We start from the raw sequence: 25,543 nt of genomic DNA on the forward strand, positions 1-25,543 counted from the left end.
CGGCAGAGGGCGTCATCATGAGTTTCTGGGGTTTAATTCGACAACGCAGTTGGGGGCTGGTCCTCGTCGTCGCCGGCGTCTGCGTGATCACCTTTATTATTTCGCACCTCATTCCCGGCGATCCGGCGCGGCTGCTGGCAGGCGATCGCGCGAGCGACGAAATCGTCCGCCATATCCGCCAGCAGCTGGGGCTGGATTTGCCGTTATGGCAGCAGTTTTTCCATTATGTCAACGCCCTGCTGCACGGCGATCTGGGGACCTCCATCCGTACCGGGCGTCCGGTGCTGGAAGATTTAAAGACCTTTTTCCCGGCCACGCTCGAACTGGCGATCTGCGCCCTGTTTATCGCGCTGGTGGTCGGCATTCCGCTGGGGGTACTTTCGGCGGTATATCGCAACCGCTGGACCGATCACCTGGTTCGCCTGATGGCGCTGACCGGAATCTCGACCCCGGCGTTCTGGCTGGGGCTGGGAGTGATTGTCCTGTTTTACGGCAAACTGGACTGGCTGCCCGGCAGCGGGCGCCTTGACGACTGGTTTGACCCGCCCACCCGCGTGACCGGCTTTTATCTGATCGATTCGCTGCTGGAAGGCAACATCGACGTGTTCTTTAACGCGCTGCAGCATCTGATTCTGCCGGCAACCACGCTGGCCTTCGTCCACCTGGGGATTGTCGCCCGGCAAATTCGCTCCGCCATGCTGGAGCAGCTGAGTGAAGATTATATCCGCACGGCGCTGGCCAGCGGCCTGCCAAAATGGACCATCGTGATGCGCTATGCGCTGCCTAACGCGCTGATTCCCTCAGTCACGGTGCTGGGGCTGGCGCTGGGCGATCTGCTGTACGGCGCGGTGCTGACCGAAACCGTCTTTGCCTGGCCCGGAATGGGCGCCTACGTCGTCTCCTCTATTCAGGCGCTCGATTTCCCGGCGGTGATGGGCTTTGCCGTGGTGGTGTCCTTTGCTTACGTGCTGGTCAATCTGCTCGTCGACCTGCTCTATTTATGGATAGACCCGCGCATGGGTCGGGGAGAAAACTAAGTGATGATGACCCAGGAACGCCCCGGCGCTATCGAAAAAACCCGCCGCAACACCGTGTGGAAGCGCCGTCTGTGGCTGATACGCAAAAGCCCGCTGACGCTGATCGGCGGCGCCATTATGTTGATCATGCTGTTTTTGATGATCTTCTCGCCGTGGCTGGTACCGCACGATCCCAACGCAATCGATCTCACCGCCCGTCTGCAGGCGCCGTCGCTGTCCCACTGGTTCGGTACCGACGAGGTCGGTCGCGATCTGTTCAGTCGGGTGCTGATCGGTAGCCAGCAATCGATCGCCGCCGGCCTGGCGGTGGTGCTGATCGCCGGGATCAGCGGTTCGCTGCTGGGCTGCCTTTCCGGCGTGCTCGGCGGACGCAGCGATGCGCTGATCATGCGGCTGATGGATATCATGCTGTCGATCCCTTCGCTGGTGCTGACGATGGCGCTGGCCGCCGCGTTAGGCCCAAGCTTATTCAACGCCATGCTGGCGATCGCTATTGTGCGTATTCCGTTTTATGTCCGTCTGGCGCGGGGACAGACGCTGGTGGTGCGCCAGCACAGCTTCGTCGAAGCTTCGGTAACCTTCGGCGCCTCCCGCTGGCACCTGATCAGCTGGCATATTTTACGCAACGCCCTGCCGCCGCTGGTGGTGCAGGCATCGCTGGATATCGGCAGCGCCATTTTGATGGCGGCGACGCTAGGGTTTATCGGCCTCGGCGCGCAACAGCCTACCGCTGAGTGGGGCGCGATGGTGGCAAACGGTCGCAACTACGTCCTCGATCAGTGGTGGTACTGCGCCTTCCCGGGAGCGGCGATCTTGATCACCGCCGTCGGTTTTAATCTGTTTGGGGACGGGATCCAGGATTTACTGGATCCGAAGTCCGGAGGACGCAACGCATGAGTAATCGGGTTCTGACAATCGACAACGTCCGTTTGAGCTTCCCCGTCTACCAGGGGGAAGTACATGTACTGAACGCGGTCTCGATGCATATTGACCGCGGCGAAATCGTCGGCGTGGTGGGGGAATCGGGCTCCGGCAAATCCGTCACCGCCATGCTGGCGATGCGTCTGCTGCCGCCGGCAAGCTATCAGATTCACAGCGGTCAGGTGACGCTGATGGGAAACGATATTCTCAAGGCTTCAGAGCAAGAGATGCGCGATATCCGCGGCCGTCGGGTGGCGATGATTTTTCAGGAGCCGATGACCGCCCTGAATCCAACGCGGCGAATCGGCAAGCAGATGGTCGACGTTATTCGTCAGCATCGTCCCCTTTCTGCCCGCGAGGCGCGCGCCAGGGCGGTGGCGCTGCTGGCGGATATGCAGATCGCCGATCCGCAGCGGGTGATGGAGCGTTACCCCTTCGAACTCTCCGGCGGGATGCGCCAGCGGGTGATGATCGCCATCGCCTTTTCCTGCGAGCCCGACCTGCTGATTGCCGATGAACCGACCACCGCGCTGGACGTGACCGTTCAGCGCCAGGTGCTGCGCCTGCTAAAACAGAAAGCGCTGGCCACGGGCACCGCGGTGCTGTTTATCAGCCACGATATGGCGGTGGTTTCACAGATCTGCGATCGGCTGTACGTCATGTATGCCGGCGCGGTGATTGAAAGCGGATTAACACAGCAGGTGCTGCATCAGCCTCTGCATCCCTACTCCGTCGGCCTGCTCGACAGCGCCCCGGATAACGGCGAGCCGCGTTCGCTGCTGCGCTCAATTCCCGGCACGGTGCCGAATCTGGCGCGATTACCGGGCGGCTGCGCCTTTCGCGAACGCTGCTTTGCCGCCGGCGAGGGCTGCGGCATCACGCCGGTGCTCCGCCCGATAGAACAGACCGGGCAGCAGGCGGCCTGCTGGTACCCTCAACGGGAGAAAACGCATGTCTGAGATGCTGCTGAAACTGAACGATGTTCATCTTAACTTCCCGGCGCGTAAGAACTGGCGCGGCAAAGTCGTCGAACGGGTATATGCGCTAAACGGGCTGGATATCACGGCGTATCGCGGTGAAACCTTAGGTATCGTCGGCGAGTCCGGCTGCGGGAAAAGTACCCTTGCAAAGCTGCTGATGGGCATGCTTAAGCCCTCTCACGGCCAGTTTGAGCGCGCGACGACGTCCGGCAGCGGGCGTATGCAGATGGTGTTTCAGGATCCGCTCTCCTCACTGGATCCACGGCTACCGGTCTGGCGCACTATCACCGAGCCGGTATGGATCCAGTCGCGCCCCAGTGAACAGGCCCGACGCCTTCTGGCTGAGCAGCTGGCGTTGCAGGTAGGTATCCGCCCGGAGTATCTCGACCGCCTGCCGCACGAGTTTTCCGGCGGCCAGCGCCAGCGCATTGCCATTGCCCGCGCGCTGTCGGCAAAGCCGGATATTATCGTGCTGGATGAGCCGACCTCGGCGCTGGATATTTCGGTACAGGCGCAGATCCTCAACCTGCTGGTCGAGCTGCAAAAACAGCAGAACCTGACCTATGTCCTGATTTCGCATAACGTGTCCGTAGTGCGCCATATGAGCGATCGCGTCGCCGTGATGTATCTCGGACAAATCGTTGAGATGGGCGAGGCGCGTCAGGTCCTCGATAACCCGGCCCATCCCTATACCCGGCTATTGATGGATTCGGTACCGCGTATCGGCTCAGCGCTGGGCGAAGCGCCGCGCAACACGGAATTACCCGGCAATCGCCATCTGCCCGAGGGCTGCTACTTCCGCGATCGCTGTCCGTTCGCCGGCGCGGGCTGCGAGAAACCGCAGCCGCTACGCCCGTCGGGTAACGGGACCGCGGCCCGTTGCTGGCAGGCGGAAGCGCTAATCGGTCAGCCGCTCAACGCCGGGAAGGCCCTCTAGTTGTATTCGAGCGCGAAGGTCGCCAGACCGTTAGCCCGTCCGGGCGTCACGACATCTCCCGTTTGCACGTATCGGGCGGTGAAGTTGATGCTTTCGGCCGCGGCGGCGTTCCCGCCCGCGATATGCTTAAGAACCGGCAGGTTGCTGGATTCGTTGATTTTCACCGGGGTTCCCGCAGAGGGCGCCGGCGCGGGATTGTTGCCATAGCTTAGCTCGATTCCTACACCGCTCGCGGCCCCGTCGACTTTTTCCAGCGCCAGGGTATCGCTGACGCCGGGATCGGCGGTCACGCCAAAAAAACCAATACGGATATCGGTGGGCGTGGTGCAAGAGACCGGGATGCTGAAGGTCTGCGCCACCCCGGCGGCGGTGCTTTTGCCTTTGAATTCGGCTTTATTGACCGTACCCAGATTAACGTTAATCGTCGGGCGAGCCACCTGACAGCTACCGCTGGCGCCGATATCCACGTTGAGCGCAGCGAGGTCGATACTCACCGGCGCGCTGGCCGTTCGGGCGGTGCGGCTGCTGTCCTGCTCCTCGATGTATAAATTTCCTACCTGCGGCAGCCCCGGGACACTGGCGTGGTTGCCGCTGACCAACGCGACATCGCCGGTTTTATAAAAGGTGATATACGCCTTCACCACCACCTCCCGCTGGGCAAGCAGCGTTGACAGCTGTGAACTCTCGCAAACCGTCACGGATTCACTTCCAGCGGGTGCATTGCTGCCGTCAATATAGTGAACAGGACCGCCGCCGCACTGAAAGCCCAACGAATAGCCCATCCCGCTGAGCGCGGAGGCATAAACATGCTGGCCGTTAATGATTCGCGGCGAGCCGGCCGTGTTGATCTGCCGGTACACAATACGTTTCCAGCTGGCGCCGGGCAGCTGCAGATCGCAAACGAAGTGAATACCGCCGCCGCTATCGGCCATTGCGTTGGTCATCTGCGTATCGGCGCGTAGCGTCGGCAAATAGCGAATGTTCGGCACGTTAATCGTCATCTGCCCTACGCGACCGCCGCAGCTCTCGGCCCATCCGGGTTGACTATAGATTGCCGACAATAACAGGCACAGCAACGCGACTAAACGAAAGCCGTAATACATGGCTTTTCTCCTCGGTTTACAAACAAAGACCCGCCGCAGTTTTCACCACATTCTGCTGCTGACGGTCGGAAAGATGAAAATGTAGCGAGCATTTCCGCGAAATGTTGTTATCGACCCAGTCCGCGTCGAGCGTACCCTCTTCCGGTATCCCACTGAGGTACACCTGGCCGCTATCGGCCACCATGCCTCCCGCTGCCGCCCCGGTGTCGTCCCCTTCGGGGTGCAAATGTACGCTGGCGCCAAACGGAATCGCCCCGTTCCTGTCGTGGAGGGTAAACAGCACGCGATTACCGATATGGGTCCGGTAGTTCGCCAGGACTATCGCGCCGCCGCCGGGAATCACGGTTTGCCCTTGTAGATCGACATCGGTGTCGTTGGTCATCGATTCAGTATCCAGGGTCAGGGTATTTTTTCGGTACACCGTTAAGGTCGGCACCACGGCATAGCCCCGCCCATCGGTGTGGATATTGCTCCCGTTCTGAATGGCCACATTCGCCGCGCCGGGCGCCCGAACGATAGCAAAGCTGTCGCCAACCGGTTGGCCTAATGTCACGCCGTAGGGATGCGCAACGAGCGAGCCGGCGGCTCCCCAGGTCAGCTGGTGACTTACGCGGTCATGGCGATAACCCAGCTGGGCGCTGCCGTATCCACCGTGGTAATCCAGAGCGGCGCTACTGTTGCTCCCCTGCCCGGCATTAGCGTACCCCTGCTGAACGGAATAATAGAGATGAGGACGATGTGGCACCGAGCCATACATCGAAACCTGCTGCGAAGTGTGCCCATTGTTATCGGAGGTCGTGCTGTAACTCAGGGAGCTGTCCGCCAGCGGGCCACCCAGCGGAATATTGAGGTTAAATGACCAGGCGCTGTCCGCTTGATCATGATCGGCAGATTGCGTGTAGTAATAGCCCACTCCCCACGCGATCCCTTTCCAGGCGCTATAGAACCCCAGGTGCACCGTTTCATCGTGGCCGCTGCTGTGCCAGTAGTTCTGCGAGTAAGCAGAAATGGCCAGACTACTGAGAGAACCAACCGCCTGGGCAACGGAGAGCTCTTCCCGGCTACGTTTGTGATCAAGCTGTCCGTCCGGGCTTTCGAGCGCATTGGCCTCGCTAAAGTCGTCATAGCCGCTCGACGAGTAACGATAGCTGGCGAGGCTAAAAGAGGTGCCGGTCCGGACAAAATCTTTCTGATACTGCACGCGAAACGACTGCCCCACGGAGCGCGTGCTGGAAGGAGCGGTAGTGCTGGCCCAGGTGACGTCGCCGCCCAGCGATCCCAGCTCACCAAATCCCCGCCCGGCCCCCAACGCCCAGGCCTGATAATTCTGCGCCAGCTGAGTACCGCCGTATAAAGTCAACGCCGCAGGTAATCCATAAAAGAACGTTCCCTGCACAAATTCCGGCGATCGAACCTGACGCTGACCGGCGTGATAGCGCCCGCCGCTAAGGCTGAATTTGCTTCGCCCCTCCCGGAGCATAAACGGCACGGCGGAATAAGGCTGGGTAAACGTCCGAACCGACCCGTCGCTCTCTTTCACCTGCACATCCAGATCGCCACTTTGTGCCGTCGGGTAGAGGTCTTTGATGGCAAAGGCCCCCGGCGAGACGAAGGTTTCATAGATAACGTAGCCGTGCTGCGAGACCGTTACTTTGGCATTGCTGTGCGCCATACCGCGAATCACCGGCGCAAAACCCCGCTGGCTGTCGGGCAGCATTTCATCGTCAGACATCAGCTGTACGCCGCGAAATGGCACGCTATCGAATACATCGCCGGTTGTGAAGGTATCGCCAATCCGCAGCAGGCTGTTGAGTGATTTCACATCTCGCTGCAACCAGGTGGTTTGGGAATGCCAGCGATACTGCCGATCGTACTGCATCGCCGAAATATTGCGTAAGCGCCAGGGCCCCAGGTTCGCCCCGCTGCGTAAATTCAGATAGCTTGACTGGGTGCGGGTATCAGACTGGCGAGTTTGCGCTCCGGTCAAATTGTAATTAACAAACGCCGCCGGGATCCCGTCATCCCAGCGCACCGGATCGACATAGCCGCGGCTTTGCGTGTTCATCGCTGCCTGAGGAATACGCATATTCAGACGCTGGCTGGCGAAATCAAAGCGGCTGCTGGCATCGGGAATATAGTGTTCAATCCGGGTGAAAGTTTCACCGTCATGCAGCGTGTTAAATGCGGTAAAGGCGCTGACGTTCACACCCAATTCGGCCAGTTGCGCGACGGTTAAAACCGGCTGCAGTGCCCCATTTTCCTCCACAAAGGTGATGGCCCCCTGACCGGCGTCCTGGTTGTTCACCCAGATGTTGACCGAATAAACCCCGGGCTGTTGGCCACCGGATTTAGCAAAATAGTGCAAGTCCGCCATTTTTTGCTGCGGGCTGGCAAACTCTAAGGCGGCCGGATCGAAGTAATCATCCGCCGATACCCGGGCGCTCTGACACAATAAACAGAGCAGCGGCGGCAGGCTTGCGATCAATCGGGAATCCCCGAACGGGGTCGCCATCACGGAATAGCCGTGAAGAATTACAGGGGACTTTTTTTTCACAATCGCTGACCTGGCAATGCAAAGCGCAAGGATTACTGCTGCGCGCTATCCGTAATACCGCCAAAATCATTAATGGCGCGCCACCTAATCGTCCCTGCACCGTTAACCGGCCACTCTTTGCGGGTTAACGGTCCAATCATGCCGGGTTCATCTATCTCTTTACCGCCCACCGAGAGGGAGAAAAAGGAGACAAAATAAGGCGTTGGGTTGTGCGCCACCAGTCGATTACCCTCCACTTTAAAGGTTAATTGCTGCCAGGCTTTCATCGGATCCCCGGCAAGGCTATTCGGTCGATAAAAAATCTTGAATTTAGATTTAATATTGACCTGGAGTTTATTCACATCCCCTTTTTGCGTCGGGGCTATGCTTTTTACATTCAGCCAATAAACGGATTCGCGATCGCGAGGAAGATCGGCGCCAATGAAATTAATTCGCAATACGTTTTCTTGATCCGGGTCGAGACGAAACAGCGGCGGCGTGACAATAAAAGGGACTGGTCCCTGCTCTTTTTCCACATAGTTTTCTACCCACGACTGCACCAGATAGGGGGAATGCGGATCCGCATTGCTCACTGAAATAGAGGCTTCACGTTTTCCTTCCTGATATATAACCCGGGTGCCGCCCATAATAATACCGGCCTGGGCCGCAGCGGCTAACAATAAAAAGGCAGCCGCGATACCGGCCAGCATGTTTTTCATAATCACAACCATCAGATAAGCGTCTGGAAAACAACGAATAAAAAAGAAACTATCCAGTAAATGCATAATAATGAGCAGGTAAACCTGCTCATTGATGTGTTAGTTGTAAACCATATTGAAGTTTGCCGTGCCGTTTGCCGCCCCGGCGGAAACCGCGCTGGTGGAGATATAATCGGCAAAAAACTCCAGATCCGCGGTCCCGGTGCTGGCTCCGCCGGCACCCGCAAGTACCGTCTGGTCACGTGATACCGTTCCGAGGTTAATCGGCGTGGCGCGGTCATCCTCATACAGCTTAATGGCTACGCCCTGGGCGCCACCGTTAACCGCCAGCAGATTGCTGTTGTTACTATCTCGGGTGCCGTCAAACAGCACCGCCACTTTGGTGACGGAGGCTGGACAATCTTTCACTTTAATGTGGAAGGCGGTTTTCGTGGTCTCAGAACCTGCGCCAGTAAAGAAGTTGCTTGCCCATTTGCCCAAATCGATTACCTGGCTGGCGCTGTTGCTATCAATATCGCAGGAGGTATCGGTAATTGAACCGGAGAATTCGATCTGGCCGCCCGTGCTTTGCGTCCCTGTGCTGGCGCCAGGGTTAACGGACAATGCGGAACGCGCGGGTTGTGACGGTGATGCTAATACTACGCCGGACACCAGAGCACCGACAATCATTGCCATAATACGAAATTGTGTCTTCATTATTTATCTCATTTCTAACATATATTTATAACAGATCGCGCACAGGGCGGTGATGACCTGAGTGGTTCTGCTTGCAGATTGTCCATGTTAAAAATAATCGCGTTCCCTCTGCAGGATATTAAATGCACAGCAGGACCTTCCATTTAATTTATTTCAACACGTTCGTGAAATAATTTTTAAACGGAGGGACATAGCAAAACATTTAACACTGGAAGAAATGTTATTCCTGATAAAAATAAAAAACAATAATTTGTTATGTTAATGAAATAACGTTTTATTTTACATTTAAAATGTAATTCATCATTTTTGCCTGAATTGTTAATTATCAAACCCAAAAAACCAAACATCATAACAATAACGCACAACAACGCCACTTATTAATTAACAAATTTAATAAAAACCGCGCTATTCTGGTGAGATTTTTTCTGTGCAGGCGCAAGGCATAAACCCAGAATTAGGAATATTCTTAGTCGGGGTCATGTTATTTATTTTGTCACCCCCGAAATCATAATAACACTAATAAATACCTGTCCTTGTTTTCTCACGGTGGCATATTTCAAATGAAAGAATAAGTTGAATAAATTTCATATTTATCGATTTAATAAACATCATGCAAAGGCGCGGATCGCCGTTTTTAAAAGACGTGACAAGGATTGCCGACCAGTGGGACAGCCGACGGCATAAAAAAACCCGTCACCTCAGAGACCGGTGACGGGTTTGAGCCCCCCGCAGCAGGTCAGATATTCAGACCGGCAATTAAAACAGTCCTAACGGCGCGGTACCGTAGCTCACCAGCAGGTTTTTCGTCTGTTGATAGGCATCAAGGGCCATTTTATGAGTTTCACGACCGACGCCTGACTGTTTATAGCCGCCAAACGCGGCATGGGCCGGGTAGACGTGATAACAGTTGGTCCAGACACGACCGGCTTTAATCCCACGCCCCATTCGGTACGCCAGATTGCTGTCGCGGGTCCAGACGCCGGCGCCGAGCCCAAACTGAGTCTGGTTGGCTATTTCCAGCGCTTCTGCCTCATCTTTGAAGGTCGTGACGCCGATGACCGGGCCAAAAATCTCTTCCTGGAAGCTGCGCATATCATTGCGCCCCTTAATCAGGGTTGGCTGAATGTAGTAACCATTATCCAGTTCAGCCGTAATACTGGCGCGTTCTCCGCCGGTCAGGATCTGCCCCCCCTCTTCGCGGGCAATCTTAATGTACGACAGGATCTTATCGAACTGCTGGCGTGATGCCTGTGCCCCGATCATGGTGTCGGTATCAAAGGGATCGCCGCGGCGAATCTGGGCCACCTTCGCCATCACTCGCTCCATAAACGGCTCGTAGATGGATTCATGGATCAGGGCGCGCGATGGGCAGGTACATACTTCGCCCTGGTTGAAGAAGCCCAGCACCAGCCCCTCCACCGCCTTCTCGATAAACTCTTCTTCTCCGTCCATCACATCGGCAAAATAGATATTTGGCGACTTGCCGCCCAGCTCAACGGTGGCGGGAATAATGTTCTCCGCCGCGCAGGCCAGAATATGCCGTCCGACGGGCGTTGAGCCGGTAAAGGCAATTTTGGCAATACGCTTGCTGGTTGCCAGCGCTTCACCGGCCTCTTTACCGAAGCCCTGCACCACGTTCAGGACGCCCGGCGGGAAGAGGTCGCCAATAATTTCCAGCAGCAGCGTGATGCTCAGCGGCGTCTGCTCTGCCGGCTTGAGCACCACACAGTTCCCGGCCGCCAGCGCCGGCGCCAGCTTCCAGGCCGCCATCAGCAGCGGAAAGTTCCACGGAATAATTTGCCCGACTACGCCCAGCGGTTCATGGAAGTGATAGGCCACGGTAGTTTCATCAATTTCCGCAGTACTCCCCTCCTGTGCCCGCAGACAGCCGGCAAAATAGCGGAAGTGATCGACCGCCAACGGCAGATCGGCATTCAGCGTTTCGCGCACCGGTTTACCATTGTCCCAGCTTTCAGCAATCGCCAGATATTCCAGGTTCTCCTGAATCCGATCGGCGACCTGAAGCAGCAGGTTGGAACGATGCTGTACCGATGTTTTCCCCCAGGCTTCCGCGGCGCGGTGTGCGGCATCAAGAGCAAAGTCGATATCTTTGGCATCGGAGCGGGGAAATTGTGCAATGTCACTCCCGTCCACGGGGGAGGTATTCATAAAGTATTCGCCGCCGAGCGGTTCGACAAATTGACCGTCAATATAGTTACCGTATGCGGACTTGAATGAAACTAAGGCGCCCGGGGTGCCAGGATGTGCATAACGCATTGCAATCTCCTTCTGTAGGGTTGAGGCGCAGCGGCGTATTGGTTTTTTGCTGTTGCCTGCTGCACAGAAGCTTATGCAGAGGTTATGCCAGATTTATTGAAGGAATAAATAGCTAAACAATTCAATGCCATAAGATGTAATCCTGTATCGCATGGAGACGTAATTTTGCTTATGTGTCGCAAATCGCAACACATGAGAAACCATAAAGCTACAATATTGCAACATCATCCATCCGACCCCGAGGTGCTCCGTGCAAGGTAATTCGTTTACTCTCGATCCCGAGGTAAAAACCAGCCCGTTGCTCAGCGATTCCTGGTTTCGTAGCCAGCAGTACGGCCTGGATCCCGCGACGGATGATTTCCCGCGCCTGGGTTCCGGCGAACTGGCGGATGCGCTGGCCAGCCATGCCCGGTTACAGCAGCTGACCCAGCCGGTGGTGAACACCCTGTCGCGAAAAGTGAGCGATCTCCAGTCGGTGGTGATCCTCTCTGACGCCAGCGGTCTGGTGCTGCAAACCTTCGGTAACATGCACGCCATGCAGAAAGCACAAAGCTTCGCGCTGGCTCCGGGAAATCTGTGGAGCGAGAGCGGGCGCGGTACCAACGCCATCGGTACCGCGCTGGCCATTGACGACAGCTGTGAAATCGACGGCCGCCAGCACTTCCTTACCCGCAATCAGGATCTCTATTGCGCCGCGATGCCGGTTCAGAGTCCGGACGGAAAAATTGCCGGGGTGCTGGATATTTCCGGCCCGGCCCACTTCCCGCACCCCCACACGCTGGCGTGGGTAAAAGAGGCCGCGAAGCAGATTGAATATCTGTGGGTAAAACAGAGTCTCCATCCGCAGCAGTGGCTGATGAGCCTGCACCTTCACCCCCACAAACTCGACAGCGTTGAAGAGCTGCTTCTGGTCTTTTCCGATAACGTGCTGACCGCCGGCAACCGCCTGGCGATGCGCGATCTGGGTCTGGATAGCGGACAACTCGGCCATATCACCTTTCAGCAGCTGTTTCCTCAGCTGGCGCAAACGGCGGTGAATGTTCCGCTGCCGCTGACCCACCAGCGACAAACCTATTACTACCGCCTGCGCGCGCCAACCCGAACCCACGTTGCGGTACCGGCTCCGGCCCCCGCGCCGACGCTGCCGGCCATCGAGCTGCCTTTCGCCAGTCAGCGTGAGGGGGAGAAGATGGTGCGTCTGCTGAATGCCGGCATTGCCCTGTGTATTGAAGGCGAAACCGGATGCGGCAAAGAGTTTGTCAGCCGCACGCTTCACCAGCACAGCCGCTGGCGCCACGGTAAATTCGTGGCTATCAACTGCGCGGCGATCCCCGAATCGCTGATTGAATCGGAGCTGTTTGGCTACCAGCCTGGCGCCTTTACCGGCGCCAGTAAGAATGGCTATATCGGTAAAATTCGCGAGGCGGATGGCGGCGTGCTGTTTCTCGATGAGATTGGCGATATGCCGATGCTGCTTCAGACCCGGCTGCTGCGGGTGCTACAGGAAAAAGAGGTTACGCCGCTCGGCGCCAGTCAGAGCGCTCCGGTCAGCTTTGCGCTTATTTGCGCCACCCACCGTAACCTGATGCAGCATGTTGCCGACGGTACGTTTCGCGAGGACCTGCTCTATCGCCTGCGCGAATTCGCCCTCACTATTCCGCCGCTGCGGGAGTGGCCACAGCTGCCGGCGTTTCTTCAGCAGCTATGGCAAACCCTCGGTGCCGAAGCGCGACACGTAGAGCTCTCGCCTGCGCTCCTGACCCATCTCGCCACCCTTCCCTGGCCGGGCAACGTGCGCCAGCTACAAAGCCTGCTGAAGGTGCTGCTGGCGCTGGCTGATGAAGGAGAGCAACTGGAGGTGGAGGATTTACCGGCGGAGTACCGGTCGGCCCCGGCTCCGGCTCCGTCGCGCGGATTGCAGCAGCACGATGCCCAGCTGATTGCCGACACGCTGTCGACGTATAACGGTAATGTCAGTAAAGCGGCGCAGGCTCTGGGAGTCGCGCGCAGCACGCTCTACCGGCGCGCCGCGCGGACAAGAAACTAAACCTTAGCTACGGCGTAAAACGGGCCGGCAGCCAGGAAAACATGCGCTGGCTGATGGCTTCACAAATCCGCACCATTGCCGGCCCAAAGGCCTGCCAGACCCCTTTGCTCACCCAGACGGCAACCGCCGCCACCGCCGCTGCGCCGGCCATATCCAGCGGAAAATGGACCCCGAGGAAAATGCGTGACCAGGCCACCGGCAGCGATGCGAGCAGGACAAACAGCCCGAGGCTGCGTAGACGCAGCGAAAGCAGCGCAAATGCCGCGCTGAACATCACCAGGCCGTGATCGCTCGGGAAGCCATTATCCGCCGGATGGCTGATCCAGGTATGGCCCAGCGGCATCATAAACGGCCGGGGGTGGAACCACAGCGAGCCGCAGAGATAGCCCAACGCAAGCGCCATCAGAATATTCAGCGTGCAAAACAGCGCCTGCCGGTGCCCCTGGCGGCCGCCTAAAAACCACAGACCGATCAGAATAGCCGGAACGATAAAGATCATTCCGCTTGCGCAGAAGCGGGCTAGCGCCAGAAGGCTCTCCGACGTTCCCGGCTGAGCATTCAGCGCCAGAAAAGCGCTTTGGTTAACCGTTTCGAGTACATTCATTGCGAGGGTCCATGCCAGTCATATTACTGTCATTATCGCAATTCTCTCTTAAGTTACGCTTAACCCCACGCCGAAGAGATGACGCGTTTTATGGGTGGCCTCCGGTCTGGCGGATCGCCTGGGGCAATCCGGCGAGCAGCGCATCGATGGTGACCCGGATCTTCTGCGGCACCCACGGCGCCTCGGGCCAGACGGCGGAGATCGCGAAGGTGACGCTGGCGCTTTGCGGCAGAATACAGCGCAGCCGCCCCTGTTCAACCTCCTGGGCAGCCAGCCAGTCCGGAATCCAGGCAATACCCAGCCCGCTCACCGCCGCCGCCGCTATCGCCGTAAAATCATCCATCACCAGATGCGCCTGCGGCTGCCAGGCCACGGGACCGCTTTGTGGATCGTGCAGCCGCCATTTCTGAAGCTGCCCGCCGCGCAGGTAACCGATGGTCTGGTGTCCGGCCAGTTCAGGGAGAGTCGATGGTTGCGGATGCGCCTGTAAATAGGCGGGCGAGGCGCAAAGTACCATGCCATGGTGGCCGAGGTGACGAGCTTTCAGGAAGGTGGAATCTGCCAGCGTGCCAATACGAATCGCCAGATCGAATCCCTCTTCAAAAAGATTAACCTGGCGGTCGCTGAAAGAGAGCGCGAGTTTTAGCTGCGGATAGCGCTGGCTGAGAGAAAAGAGAATCGGGGATACGCAGCGTTGGCCAAACAGCACCGGCAGGCTGATCCGCAGCCGCCCTTGCACCCGCATTTTGCCGCGATGGATTTCATCCTCCGCCTCGCGAATACTGTCCAGCGCCTGACGACATTGCAGGTAGAACAGCTCCCCCTCTTCCGTCAGGGTCTGACTGCGGGTCGTTCGCTGGAAAAGCGCCGCCCCCAACCGCGCCTCGAGACGAGCGACCGTTTTACCGACCGCCGAGCGGGTCACGTGCAGCCTCTCCGCCGCCTTAGCAAAGTTACCGCACTCCACGACGGCGACAAAAACCGGAATACCGCTCAGGTCGGTGTTCATAAGATTGGTTCCTGAAAGGATACAATTGAGAAAAATAATGTCACTACTGGCGCCAAAAAGACAGTGTTAGCCTTTGCGTAACCACGATAACCAGAGGCCACGTCCCATGAGTCAGGTTTTACTTTTGAAATCCAGCATCAACGGTCAGGCATCGCTGACCAACCGGTTAATAGATGACTATATGCAGATGCGCAAAGCGTCTGGCCAGCAGGATAGCGTGACAGAACGCGATCTGACGACCATGGCGCTGCCGGCCCTCGATCGGCCGCTGTTTGCCGCCCTGCGCGGCGCCCAGGATCCGACTCCGGCGATCCAGCGGGGCGTCGCGCTATCGGATAGGCTGATTGATGAGCTGAAAACCAGCGATCTGCTGGTGATCGGCGCCCCCATGTATAATCTCAACGTCCCTACCGATCTGAAAAAATGGTTTGATCTGGTCGCCAGGGCCCGCGAAACCTTCCGCTACACCGACAGCTGGCCTCAGGGGTTGGTCGAGGGTGTACGCGCGGTGGTGATCAGCTCCCGCGGAGGCGTACATTGCGGGCAGGATACCGATGCCGTAACCCCTTATCTCCGTTCGGTACTGGGTCTGATGGGCATCAGCGAAGTGACATTTATCTATGCCGAAGGTCTGGATATCCAGCCTCACGGCCGCGATGCTGGCATCGCCCAGGCCACAGAACAGCTTATCCGACTGACGCAAGCGTCCTGACCGCGACGGCATTTTCTGCGCTGGTACCGCGCCGTTTTTTATTTTAGACTTATCTAAATTTAGAAAAGACTAAAATACATGAATACACCAGAACAGCTGCAGTCCAGCGCCGGGGAAGCCGCCGCCCTGTTGAAAGCCATGAGCAATCCGAACCGGCTGATGATTCTGTGCATGCTGTGCGAGACGCCGCGCGCCAGCGCAGGCGAACTGGCGCAGATCACCGGCCTGAGCCCTTCGGCCACCTCTCAGCATCTGGCGCGCATGCGCGATGAAGGCCTGATCGGCAGTGAGCGCGAGGCGCAACGTATCCACTACTTCATCACCCACCCTGCGGTTCAGCAAATCATTACCACGCTGAAGACCATTTATTGCCCATAAGGAGCCGTCATGACTATCGTCACCCTTTCTCCTGAAGAGGCCCGGGCGCAAATCGCGCAAGGGGCCAGATTAATCGATATTCGCGATGCCGATGAATACGCCCGCGAACACATCCTCGATGCCGAGCTGGTGCCGCTGGCTGCCCTGAATAACGGCGCAATGCTGCGCACTGCCGCGGATGAAACGGTCATTTTTCATTGTCAGGCGGGATCGCGTACACAAAATAATGCCATTCGTCTGCTGGCTGCGGCAGCTCCGGCACAGGTGAAACTGCTGGCCGGCGGTATTCAGGCCTGGAAAGCAGCAGGATTGCCCGTCAAAGAGGATAAAACCCAGCCGCTGCCGTTAATGCGCCAGGTGCAAATCGCCGCGGGAGTGCTCATTCTGCTGGGCGTGGCGCTGGGCTATGGCGTCAGTAGCGGCTTTTTCCTGCTGAGCGCTTTTGTCGGCGCCGGCTTAACCTTCGCCGGCATCAGCGGTTTTTGCGGGATGGCGCGCCTGTTGGCCATCATGCCCTGGAACCGACGCTGACGCCTGCGGCATCAGGCCTGTTGTATGCTGATATTCAGCTACGCTAAAGTGAAGGCGAACAGCGGCATTAATCCATGCCAGAGGAGAAAAACGATGTATTCAGTAGGTGATCTGGTTCAGCCTCGTATGGGCGGACCAAAACTCAAGATTGTGGCCGTCGGTGAAGATCATATTGTCGCCGTACAGGCCAGTAATGAACAGGGTGAGAAATATACTCTGAAGCCTGCAGACGTCACACCTTATAAAGAAGAAGGTGATTTTGGCGTTTGCTAATACACACGGTGGGATTCCCCACCGTTATTTTTTCGCTATCCGACAGCAGCCTTAACTCCTGCCGAATATCATTTTCACTAACGCTTAAATCAGAAAACTTTCCAGCGTCGCGCCGGCTTCAATCGCACGAGCGATCGGCTTCGGCATACGTCCCTGGCCGGTCCAGGTTTTTTGCGCACCGGAAAAATCGGTAAACCGGTATTTTGCCGGACGCGGCTGGCGTTTTTTCGCCTCCTTCGACGGGCCTGCATTCTGCGTGACCAGCTCATCAGGTGTAATACCGTCGGCAATCATCAATTCCAGCCAGGTATTAATTTTTTCCTGGTATTCCGCCTGCTGTTGCAGGGCAGACTGCTGCTCTGACCGTTTTTCTTCAGTGACGACCCTGAGTTTTTCCAGCATTTCTTCAAGTACGTCAATGGAGAATTCACGCGACATCGCCCGCAGTGAACGGATATTATTCAACTTCTGTAACATTAAAGACATAAATTATTAAACGTTCCCAAATTACATATAAGACAATACTACCGGGGTACTTTAATATATGAAGCCATATATTACCACCTTTAATGGCGAGTGATAAATATATTCAGACCACGACGTCCATATTTTATTTAAAATAACCACAGCGGTTATCCAGTTAATCCCCGAAATTAATTCAGCGACAATCTGAATAGAGTAAAAAAACCGCAAAAATATCATCACTCAGTATATTACCTGCATGGTCAGCAGGTTAGCGGGATATGTCCGACGGAAGGATAAGGTCACAACGCTCTGCCAGTGAATGAACATGCATGAAAATCGAATACACACCAACGAACAAAAAAAGAATCTAATGCTATTTAAATCGCATTTATGGCATAAATTATTCTAAAAGTGACAGAAATCACATTGGAACGTGACTTCAGGCGGTAGTCGGCACAATCGTGGCTTCGCGTGAGCCTCCCTTCCTGCTCACCAAAAACATAACCAATTGATAAATAAATAAAAAATTAAGAGTCAGGACAAAAGTAGCGCAGCGAAGACAAAACCACCTTTCGCAGAGTATTTTATCGACAAAAAGCCATTAAATAAAAATTTACAGCTAGTTGTCTCTTTCAGCGCAGAGAGATAATCTACGCACATCAAAACAGGCAACCCAAAACGCTGTAAAAGAGCGCATTTTGTGGCGTATCAGACTTCATTTTCGAGGAGCACACCGATGTTCTCTGCGCAGTCCCGCTTGCGTCATGCGGTAGCAGACACCTTTGCGATGGTGGTTTACTGCACCGTTGTGAACATGTTGATCGAAATTTTCCTCTCCGGAATGACCTTTGAGCAGTCGTTATCCTCGCGCCTGGTGGCGATTCCGGTGAACATTATTATTGCCGTGCCTTACGGATTTTACCGCGACCGCGCCATGCGCCTGGCACGTCACATTAGCCCTTCCGCCTGGATGAAGAGTATTGCCGATGTTGTGGCTTATGTGACATTCCAGTCGCCGGTGTATGTTGCTATCTTATTTTCCGTCGGTGCCGACTGGCATCAAATTGCCGCGGCGGTGAGCTCAAATATTGCGGTATCGATGATGATGGGAGCGGTTTACGGCTATTTCCTTGACTACTGCCGCCGTCTGTTCCGCGTCAGCGCTTACCAGCAGGCTAAAGCCTGAGTCCCGATGCAACCTGCGACTGACCACCGTCAGTCGCCTGCTCGTCTGCTTTCCCCTACTTCACATCCAGGCACGGGTCTTCATACGATTAGTTATGAGACAGGCTCGGCTGCGCTTCGCCATATAATCCCCGCAAAAAACGCTCAAGCGCCATGCGTGAACTGAAGCCATGCGGAATACCATAATGCTGCTGTACATCTCCGGCTAAATACAGCGGAAACTGTTCATAATGATCGCAGGTTTTGATATCCGAGGCGGGTTCCGCCAGCGAATTACTGCGCTCTTTTAACGCCGGATGAATAATTAAAGCGGTCCGCCCCATGCGCGCTTCGCGGTTCACATAAACATAATTATCGCCACGGCGATAGCCGTACGCTTTTTGCGTCACAACATCCATGGTGAAGCCGGCTTTTTCAAGAACACGCGCCACCTCATCGGGTCTTAAATACATACTCATTCCTCTTTATCTTTTACCGCACCTTTACCTTACCTTATTCATCATTGATAGTGCTTTCGGAAAATTCCAGAAACGGCACTGCAAAAGCATAATTCAAAATCTTGTTCTACACTTAATGACTCAATGGAATTAAGGGAGAAATCGATGGCTAACCGTCTGAACCGCAACAATGTCGATGAAAGCGCTGAAGATATTCATAACGATGTCAGCCAATTAGCGGATACGCTAGAAGAGGTGCTGAAATCATGGGGCAGCGATGCGAAAGATGAAGCTGATGCCGCACGGAAAAAAGCCCAGGCGCTGCTGAAAGAGACGCGAGCCCGTCTGAACGGGAACAACCGTGTGCAGCAGGCCGCTCGCGATGCCGCAGGCTGTGCCGATAGCTACGTGCGGGATAAACCGTGGCAGAGCGTCGGAGCCGCTGCCGCAGTTGGACTATTTATTGGCGTATTATTGAATTTACGTCGATAATATAAACGATACATGAAGATAACAAATACGCGTCTGCCCCTGTGAGCCTCTGGCCCGGGGGCTTTTTGTTGCCTCAACGCACGATCGCTACTTCAGGAAGCTCAATCCCCCGAATCCTCAATCAGCGACTTTACTTATCAGCAGAAAACAGCGCGACTTTGAGTTGACGCACCGCCTCCGTTGCCATCGCCATCGATGTCAGATTAGTAAAGCTCACCAGCAGCCCCCCTTCGCCGCGGCTTTGTATCCGCCAGTCGCTCAGCGCCTGTACCGACAGGCCGGCCTGCCGGGCTTTCAGAGCCAGCGCCCGATCGTCACCGTTCACCGTAATAACCAGCTGAATCCCCCCTAACTGAGGGACGACGCTGAACCCCTGCGCCAACAGCGCGGACTCCAGCCACTGTCGGCGCTGCGCATAGCAGGTACGCATTTTCTTCAGATGACGCCAGAAATGACCTTCGTGGATAAAGTCAGCCAGCGTCTGCTGCCACAGCGTCGGTACGCTACAGCTCATCCATTCGGCCTGCTGGCGAAAGGCGGCCACCTGCGGGAGGGGCACCACCAGCCAGGCGGCGCGTAATGCCGGAAAAAGCGATTTACTGAAGGTGCCGGCGTAAATTACCCGCTGCGGGGCATCAAGACTTTTCAGCGGCGGCAGCGGCTTACCCCGGTAGCGAAATTCGCTATCGTAATCATCTTCAATAATCCAGGCGTCGCGCCGGGCCGCCCATGCCAGCAGCTGCCTGCGTCGGGCCAGCGACAGCGCAACCCCCAGCGGACTCTGGTGCGCGGGAGTGAGAAGTGCAAAATGCGCATCGGGGTAATGGCGTTGCGCCCACGCCACATCCATCCCCTCTTCATCGACAGGAACCGGATCGATGACCACCCCTTCCCCGGTTATCACCGGTCGAATCAGCGGAAACCCCGGATCCTCCATCCACATATGCTGACCTGGCTGCGCCAGAGTGCGGAGGAGCAGCCTCATGGAAGCGGCATAGTTGCCGGTCACCAGCACCTGTTCGGGCAGGCATTCAATACTGCGGGAAAGCCGCAGATAATCGACAATGGCCCGCTGCAGGATCATCTCACCGCACGGATCGCCGGGCGCCAGGTCAAAACGCGTTTGCGTTCGCAGTCGCCGCCCCATCACCCGCGCCCACAGGCCGCGGGGGAAAAGATCCAGCGCCGGCAGACCCAGTTGAAACGGCTGCAGCGTCGTCGGTTCAATGCCCGACGGCAGACGCGCCGGTTCCTCCCGCAGCGGACTCAGACGCTCGCTGACAAAGGTGCCCGCCTGCCCTCGTCGCTCCAGCCAGCCCTGGGCCACCAGCTCGCCCCAGGCATTCTCCACGGTTGCGCGGGAGACGCCCAGCTCCTGCGCATAAACCCGACTGGCGGGCAGGCGGCTGCCCGGCGCGAGTTCGCCGTGTTCAATCGCAGATTTGAGCTGTCTGGCAATGCGCTGATAGTGCGGGACTTTTTTGATTTCCATTATGGTCTGCTTTTTTCATTAAAATATGGCTATCTTTTGCAGTCCATTATAGTGCTATTTTGCTGCGGTCTTAGAACCCATTCCCCGCGGTTCAACATTGAGGAAAACATCATGAGCACACTCCGTCAGCCCTATAACGAACTGAGCCCGGAAGTCTATAACGCGCTGGTACAGGCCAAGATTGCGCTGGAAAAAAGCGAACTGGACGGCGCCCTGCTGGAACTGGTTTACCTGCGGGTATCACAGATTAATGGCTGCGCCTTCTGTCTGGAAATGCACAGTAAAGCGCTGCGTAAATCCGGCGTGGCGCAGACTAAACTGGATGCGCTGGCCGGCTGGCGGGTAAGCGGGCATTTCAGCGCCGCAGAACAGGCGGCGCTGGCGTGGGCGGAATCGGTGACGCATATTGCCAGCACCCATGCAGAAGATGATGTTTACCTGCCGCTGCTGGAGCATTTCAGCGCACGCCAGATCAGCGACCTGACCTTCGCCATCAGCCTGATGAACGCGTTTAACCGCCTTGCGGTCAGCATGCGCCTGTAATTTCAGGCGTACCCGTCCGGCCCTCATGGCGTGCTTCCGTGAGGGTTCCCCTTATCTAAAAACGCTATATATTGCGTGGTTGAACTTTTAGATAACTACATCTAGTATTTCCTGAACAGTTAACCGATAGCGGACGTCGCACTTTTTTGCGCCGTTCTGTTATCTTAAATGGAAATACGAATCATGCGCATTACTATTTACACTAAAAATGACTGCGTCCAGTGCCATGCCACTAAGCGGGCCATGGAAAGCCGCGGATTTGCCTTCGAGATGGTGAATGTTGAGCATCATCCGGATGCCGCTGACATGCTGCGCGAACAGGGCTTTCGTCAGCTGCCGGTCGTGATAGCCGGTGAAACCCGCTGGTCCGGTTTTCGCCCGGATATGATTAACCGCCTGCGCCCCGAACCGGTGGCCAACGCATGAGCCTGATCGTCTACTTCTCCAGCAGTTCCGAAAATACGCATCGGTTCGTCCAGCGTCTGGGGCTGCCCGCGGTGCGCATTCCGCTTAACGAGCGGGAACGCATCCAGGTAGACGCCCCCTACATTCTCATTGTCCCCAGCTACGGCGGCGGCGGCACGGCTGGCGCGGTGCCCCGGCAGGCGATCCGCTTTTTAAACGACCCGCATAACCGCCAGCGGATACGCGGCGTGATTGCTGCCGGTAACCGTAACTTCGGCGACGCCTATGGCCGGGCCGGCGACGTCATCGCGCAAAAGTGTGGCGTACCGTATCTGTATCGCTTTGAGCTGATGGGCACCCCAACCGATGTCGATAACGTGCGTAAAGGAGTAAACGAATTTTGGCAACGACAACCGCAGAACGTCTAACCACCGGGGCGGCGGATTTCCACGCCCTCAATGCGATGCTGAATTTGTATGACAGTAATGGCCGTATTCCGTTTGAAAAAGACCACCAGGCGGTAGACGCCTTTATGGCGACGCACGTGCTGACCCATACCGTCTCTTTCACGACGCAGAATGAAAAACTGGAATGGCTGATCGCCGAAGGCTATTACGATGCCAGCGTGCTGGCACGCTACGATCGCCGTTTTGTGCTGACGCTGTTTGACCACGCGCACGGCTACCCGTTCCGCTTTCGGACCTTTCTCGGCGCCTGGAAATTCTATACCAGCTATACCCTGAAGACCTTTGACGGCAAACGCTACCTTGAGCATTTTGCCGATCGCACCTGCATGGTCGCCCTCACCCTCGCGCAGGGAGATGAGACTCTGGCCCGGCAGTTGACCGATGAGATCCTCAGCGGGCGCTTTCAGCCGGCGACGCCCACCTTCCTCAACGCCGGTAAACAGCAGCGGGGCGAGCTGGTTTCCTGTTTCCTGTTGCGCATTGAAGACAATATGGAGTCGATTGGCCGGGCGGTGAACTCGGCGCTGCAGCTGTCTAAGCGCGGCGGCGGCGTGGCGTTTTTATTGTCCAATTTGCGCGAGTTCGGGGCACCGATTAAGCGCATTGAAAATCAATCTTCCGGCGTAGTGCCGGTGATGAAAATGCTCGAGGATGCCTTCTCCTACGCCAACCAGCTCGGCGCCCGCCAGGGAGCCGGGGCGGTCTACCTGCACGCCCATCATCCGGACATTCTGCGTTTTCTGGACACCAAGCGGGAAAACGCCGATGAGAAAATCCGCATCAAAACCCTGTCGCTTGGGGTCGTGATCCCGGACATTACCTTCCAGCTGGCAAAAGACGACGCGCAGATGGCGCTGTTCTCACCCTATGACGTCGAGCGCCTGTACGGCAAGCCGTTTGGCGATATCGCCATCAGCGAGATGTATACGCAGCTGGTCGCCGACGAGCGGGTCCGCAAACGTTGGATCCGCGCCCGGGAACTGTTCCAGCGGCTGGCAGAAATTCAGTTCGAGTCCGGCTATCCCTACATCATGTTTGAAGATACCGTCAACCGCGCCAATCCGATTGCCGGGCGAATTAACATGAGTAACCTGTGCTCGGAAATTTTGCAGGTCAACACCCCGTCGACCTTTGATGAAAATCTGGATTATGCCAGCGTAGGCCAGGATATCTCCTGCAACCTTGGGTCGCTGAATATTGCGCATACCATGGATTCGCCGGATTTTGCCCGCACGATCGCCGTGGCGGTGCGCGGCCTGACGGCGGTTTCCGACATGAGTGATATACGCTCGGTGCCATCGGTGGCGGCGGGCAATGCCGCCTCCCATGCCATCGGTCTTGGCCAGATGAACCTGCACGGCTATCTGGCCCGGGAAGGTATCGCCTACGGTAGCCCGGAAGGGCTGGACTTTACCAACTTCTATTTTTATACCGTCACCTGGCACGCGCTGCATACGTCGATGCAGATAGCCCGCGAGCGCGGTGAGCATTTTGCCGGATTTGAACAATCGCGCTATGCCAGCGGCGAATACTTCGAACGCTATCTGCAGGGCGACTGGCAGCCGAAAACGGCAACAGTGCGCGCGCTATTCGCCCGCGCCGGAATCCGCCTGCCCGACCGCGATATGTGGCTGAAGCTACGCGATGACGTCATGCGCCACGGTATCTATAACCGTAACTTGCAGGCCATCCCGCCAACCGGATCGATCTCCTATATCAACCATGCGACCTCGAGTATCCACCCGATTGTCTCAAAGATAGAGATCCGCAAAGAGGGGAAAACCGGGCGGGTTTACTACCCCGCGCCATTTATGACCAATGACAACCTGGCGCTCTATCAGGATGCCTGGGAAATCGGCCCGCAAAAAATTATCGACACCTATGCCGAAGCCACGCGGCACGTCGATCAGGGGCTGTCGTTGACGCTCTTTTTCCCCGATACCGCCACCACCCGCGATATCAACAAGGCGCAAATCTACGCGTGGAAGAAGGGAATCAAAACGCTGTATTACATCCGTCTGCGCCAGCTGGCGCTGGAAGGTACCGAAATCGAAGGCTGCGTGTCCTGCGCGCTGTAAGGAGAACAGGATGACCCATTTAACGCGTATTCGCGCTATTAACTGGAACAACATTGAGGACGATAAGGATCTGGAGGTCTGGAACCGTCTGACCAGCAACTTCTGGCTGCCGGAGAAAGTGCCGCTGTCTAACGACATTCCCGCCTGGCAGACGCTGACGCCAGTGGAACAGCAGCTTACTATTCGCGTGTTCACCGGACTGACGCTGCTCGATACGATTCAGAACACCATCGGCGCGCCGGCGCTGATGGCGGATGCGCTGACCGCGCACGAAGAGGCGGTGCTCTCCAACATCAGCTTTATGGAGGCGGTGCATGCCCGCTCCTACAGTTCGATTTTCTCCACCTTGTGCCAGACCAAAGATGTCGATGCCGCCTACGCCTGGAGCGAAGAGAATGCGCCGCTCCAGCACAAAGCCCGGCTGATGCTGGAGTATTATCAGGCGGATAATCCGCTGAAGAAGAAAATCGCCAGCGTGTTTCTCGAATCCTTCCTCTTCTATTCCGGATTCTGGCTGCCGATGTATTTTTCAAGCCGCGGCAAAATGACCAATACCGCCGACCTGATTCGCTTGATTATCCGCGATGAAGCGGTGCACGGCTATTACATCGGCTATAAGTACCAAAAGGGGCTGGAAAACATCGCGGCCGACGAGCGGGAGCAGCTGAAGAATTTTGCCCTCGATCTGCTGATGGATTTATACGATAACGAACTGGCCTACACCCGGGATCTGTACGCCGACAGCGGCTGGATTGAGGAGGTGAACGCCTTCCTGTGTTACAACGCCAACAAAGCGCTGATGAACCTGGGCTACGAGGCGCTGTTTCCGGCAGAGATGGCGGCGGTCAACCCGGCGATTCTGGCGGCGCTTTCGCCAAATGCCGATGAAAATCATGACTTTTTCTCCGGCTCCGGTTCCTCGTATGTGATGGGCAAAACGGAAGAAACCGCCGACGACGATTGGGATTTTTAACCTTACTTTCACCAGGAATATATTGTCCGGTTTCCTGGTGATCTATTTCACATAATTAACTTTTATCACACAAAAAAACCACGCGATATTTTCCTGACATATTGCCGTAATATTCAGCAAGAATCGCGTGGTTCACCAGTTATTCCCCTGTCATCTGTAAAAAATATCACCTGCCAATAATCAACGCTCAGCCCTTCTATCATGGGGAATACGCCGAAGTGCGGCCCTCTCATTTCGCCGCCGATGGGA

26 protein-coding genes are annotated in these 25,543 nt (G+C 56.3%); 16 read left to right on the forward strand and 10 right to left on the reverse strand.

Annotated features, from left to right (window positions below):
• Window positions 1–17: 17 nt before the first annotated feature.
• The 4 genes from ROR01S_RS04230 to ROR01S_RS04245 are packed head-to-tail and all read left to right on the forward strand — an operon-like array spanning window position 18 to window position 3,875.
• Window positions 18–1,037, forward strand: a complete 1,020-nt coding sequence (locus ROR01S_RS04230) for an ABC transporter permease (RefSeq protein WP_004866710.1) — start codon at window positions 18–20, stop codon at window positions 1,035–1,037.
• Window positions 1,038–1,934 carry a D,D-dipeptide ABC transporter permease gene (gene ddpC, locus ROR01S_RS04235; protein ID WP_032724284.1) on the forward strand — a complete coding sequence of 299 codons (897 nt, stop codon included), beginning with the start codon at window positions 1,038–1,040 and terminating at the stop codon, window positions 1,932–1,934. It begins immediately after the preceding gene.
• A complete protein-coding gene (locus ROR01S_RS04240; protein WP_004866715.1) occupies window positions 1,931–2,917 on the forward strand; it encodes an ABC transporter ATP-binding protein in 987 nt (328 codons plus the stop codon). Before ddpC ends, ROR01S_RS04240 begins: the two co-directional genes overlap by 4 nt.
• Window positions 2,910–3,875: an oligopeptide/dipeptide ABC transporter ATP-binding protein gene (locus ROR01S_RS04245; RefSeq protein WP_004866718.1), complete on the forward strand. Its 966-nt coding sequence runs from the start codon at window positions 2,910–2,912 to the stop codon at window positions 3,873–3,875. Before ROR01S_RS04240 ends, ROR01S_RS04245 begins: the two co-directional genes overlap by 8 nt.
• Here the strand turns inward: ROR01S_RS04245 and ROR01S_RS04250 are convergent.
• The 5 genes from ROR01S_RS04250 to exaC all read right to left on the reverse strand — a co-directional run bounded on the left by ROR01S_RS04250 (window position 3,872) and on the right by exaC (window position 11,203).
• Window positions 3,872–4,978, reverse strand: a complete 1,107-nt coding sequence (locus ROR01S_RS04250) for a fimbrial protein (RefSeq protein ID WP_015585901.1) — start codon at window positions 4,976–4,978, stop codon at window positions 3,872–3,874. The two genes, ROR01S_RS04245 and ROR01S_RS04250, sit on opposite strands and share 4 nt — an antisense overlap.
• Window positions 4,979–4,994: 16 nt before the next feature.
• A complete protein-coding gene (locus ROR01S_RS04255; RefSeq protein ID WP_064359148.1) occupies window positions 4,995–7,490 on the reverse strand; it encodes a fimbria/pilus outer membrane usher protein in 2,496 nt (831 codons plus the stop codon).
• Window positions 7,491–7,564: 74 nt separating this feature from the next.
• Window positions 7,565–8,233, reverse strand: coding sequence for a fimbrial biogenesis chaperone (locus ROR01S_RS04260; RefSeq protein ID WP_369974012.1), 669 nt, complete (start codon window positions 8,231–8,233; stop codon window positions 7,565–7,567).
• Between the two features lie 96 nt (window positions 8,234–8,329).
• The gene (locus ROR01S_RS04265) at window positions 8,330–8,926 is read right to left on the reverse strand and encodes a fimbrial protein (RefSeq protein ID WP_004866728.1); all 597 of its coding nucleotides are present in this window, start codon (window positions 8,924–8,926) and stop codon (window positions 8,330–8,332) included.
• A gap of 756 nt (window positions 8,927–9,682) precedes the next feature.
• The gene (exaC, locus tag ROR01S_RS04270) at window positions 9,683–11,203 is read right to left on the reverse strand and encodes an acetaldehyde dehydrogenase ExaC (RefSeq protein ID WP_004866732.1); all 1,521 of its coding nucleotides are present in this window, start codon (window positions 11,201–11,203) and stop codon (window positions 9,683–9,685) included.
• 250 nt (window positions 11,204–11,453) lie between these two features.
• Here exaC and ROR01S_RS04275 point away from each other — a divergent pair, with 250 nt between their 5' ends.
• On the forward strand, window positions 11,454–13,250 hold the full coding sequence (locus ROR01S_RS04275; RefSeq protein WP_015585898.1) for a sigma-54-dependent Fis family transcriptional regulator: 1,797 nt from the start codon (window positions 11,454–11,456) through the stop codon (window positions 13,248–13,250).
• A 7-nt stretch (window positions 13,251–13,257) separates the two neighbouring features.
• On the opposite strand, the gene ROR01S_RS04280 is transcribed toward ROR01S_RS04275, so the two are convergent.
• Both ROR01S_RS04280 and ROR01S_RS04285 read right to left on the reverse strand, forming a co-directional pair.
• Window positions 13,258–13,854, reverse strand: coding sequence for an undecaprenyl-diphosphatase (locus tag ROR01S_RS04280; protein ID WP_048025127.1), 597 nt, complete (start codon window positions 13,852–13,854; stop codon window positions 13,258–13,260).
• 88 nt (window positions 13,855–13,942) lie between these two features.
• Window positions 13,943–14,863, reverse strand: a complete 921-nt coding sequence (locus tag ROR01S_RS04285) for a LysR family transcriptional regulator (protein WP_004866739.1) — start codon at window positions 14,861–14,863, stop codon at window positions 13,943–13,945.
• 106 nt (window positions 14,864–14,969) lie between these two features.
• On the opposite strand from ROR01S_RS04285, the gene ROR01S_RS04290 reads away from it, so the two are divergent.
• The 4 genes from ROR01S_RS04290 (at window position 14,970) to ROR01S_RS04305 (ending at window position 16,757) form a co-directional block, all read left to right on the forward strand.
• The gene (locus ROR01S_RS04290) at window positions 14,970–15,575 is read left to right on the forward strand and encodes an FMN-dependent NADH-azoreductase (protein ID WP_004866743.1); all 606 of its coding nucleotides are present in this window, start codon (window positions 14,970–14,972) and stop codon (window positions 15,573–15,575) included.
• Window positions 15,576–15,653: 78 nt separating this feature from the next.
• Window positions 15,654–15,953 (forward strand): ArsR/SmtB family transcription factor, encoded by a 300-nt coding sequence (locus ROR01S_RS04295; protein ID WP_004866746.1) that lies wholly within the window; start codon window positions 15,654–15,656, stop codon window positions 15,951–15,953.
• Between the two features lie 9 nt (window positions 15,954–15,962).
• Window positions 15,963–16,484 carry a rhodanese family protein gene (locus tag ROR01S_RS04300; RefSeq protein ID WP_064359149.1) on the forward strand — a complete coding sequence of 174 codons (522 nt, stop codon included), beginning with the start codon at window positions 15,963–15,965 and terminating at the stop codon, window positions 16,482–16,484.
• Between the two features lie 93 nt (window positions 16,485–16,577).
• Window positions 16,578–16,757: a GDFGVC terminal motif YodC-like protein gene (locus ROR01S_RS04305; protein WP_015585895.1), complete on the forward strand. Its 180-nt coding sequence runs from the start codon at window positions 16,578–16,580 to the stop codon at window positions 16,755–16,757.
• 84 nt (window positions 16,758–16,841) lie between these two features.
• Here ROR01S_RS04305 and stpA read toward each other — a convergent pair whose 3' ends face one another.
• On the reverse strand, window positions 16,842–17,243 hold the full coding sequence (stpA, locus tag ROR01S_RS04310; protein ID WP_004866755.1) for a DNA-binding protein StpA: 402 nt from the start codon (window positions 17,241–17,243) through the stop codon (window positions 16,842–16,844).
• Window positions 17,244–17,958: 715 nt separating this feature from the next.
• Here stpA and alaE point away from each other — a divergent pair.
• Window positions 17,959–18,408 carry an L-alanine exporter AlaE gene (gene alaE, locus ROR01S_RS04315; RefSeq protein WP_004866758.1) on the forward strand — a complete coding sequence of 150 codons (450 nt, stop codon included), beginning with the start codon at window positions 17,959–17,961 and terminating at the stop codon, window positions 18,406–18,408.
• Between the two features lie 88 nt (window positions 18,409–18,496).
• On the opposite strand, the gene ROR01S_RS04320 is transcribed toward alaE, so the two are convergent.
• Complete coding sequence (locus ROR01S_RS04320; RefSeq protein ID WP_004866760.1) at window positions 18,497–18,859, reverse strand: DUF2002 family protein; 363 nt, start codon at window positions 18,857–18,859, stop codon at window positions 18,497–18,499.
• A 150-nt stretch (window positions 18,860–19,009) separates the two neighbouring features.
• Between ROR01S_RS04320 and ROR01S_RS04325 the strand changes: the two genes are divergently transcribed.
• Window positions 19,010–19,336, forward strand: a complete 327-nt coding sequence (locus ROR01S_RS04325; RefSeq protein ID WP_004866763.1) for a DUF883 family protein — start codon at window positions 19,010–19,012, stop codon at window positions 19,334–19,336.
• 130 nt (window positions 19,337–19,466) lie between these two features.
• On the opposite strand, the gene pdxR is transcribed toward ROR01S_RS04325, so the two are convergent.
• A complete protein-coding gene (gene pdxR / locus ROR01S_RS04330) occupies window positions 19,467–20,828 on the reverse strand; it encodes a MocR-like pyridoxine biosynthesis transcription factor PdxR (protein ID WP_015585893.1) in 1,362 nt (453 codons plus the stop codon).
• 111 nt (window positions 20,829–20,939) lie between these two features.
• On the opposite strand from pdxR, the gene ROR01S_RS04335 reads away from it, so the two are divergent.
• The 5 genes from ROR01S_RS04335 (at window position 20,940) to nrdF (ending at window position 25,294) form a co-directional block, all read left to right on the forward strand.
• On the forward strand, window positions 20,940–21,371 hold the full coding sequence (locus ROR01S_RS04335) for a carboxymuconolactone decarboxylase family protein (protein ID WP_015585892.1): 432 nt from the start codon (window positions 20,940–20,942) through the stop codon (window positions 21,369–21,371).
• 183 nt (window positions 21,372–21,554) lie between these two features.
• Entirely contained in the window at window positions 21,555–21,797 is a 243-nt protein-coding gene (gene nrdH / locus ROR01S_RS04340) for a glutaredoxin-like protein NrdH (protein ID WP_004866773.1), read from the forward strand.
• Window positions 21,794–22,204, forward strand: a complete 411-nt coding sequence (nrdI, locus tag ROR01S_RS04345) for a class Ib ribonucleoside-diphosphate reductase assembly flavoprotein NrdI (RefSeq protein WP_004866776.1) — start codon at window positions 21,794–21,796, stop codon at window positions 22,202–22,204. The genes nrdH and nrdI overlap by 4 nt, the downstream gene beginning before the upstream one ends.
• Complete coding sequence (gene nrdE / locus ROR01S_RS04350; protein WP_015585891.1) at window positions 22,177–24,321, forward strand: class 1b ribonucleoside-diphosphate reductase subunit alpha; 2,145 nt, start codon at window positions 22,177–22,179, stop codon at window positions 24,319–24,321. The genes nrdI and nrdE overlap by 28 nt, the downstream gene beginning before the upstream one ends.
• Before the next feature lie 10 nt (window positions 24,322–24,331).
• Entirely contained in the window at window positions 24,332–25,294 is a 963-nt protein-coding gene (gene nrdF, locus ROR01S_RS04355; RefSeq protein ID WP_004866782.1) for a class 1b ribonucleoside-diphosphate reductase subunit beta, read from the forward strand.
• Window positions 25,295–25,543 lie beyond the last annotated feature (249 nt).

The sequence above is a fragment of the Klebsiella ornithinolytica NBRC 105727 = ATCC 31898 genome (genome assembly GCF_001598295.1).
Taxonomy (GTDB): domain Bacteria; phylum Pseudomonadota; class Gammaproteobacteria; order Enterobacterales; family Enterobacteriaceae; genus Klebsiella; species Klebsiella ornithinolytica.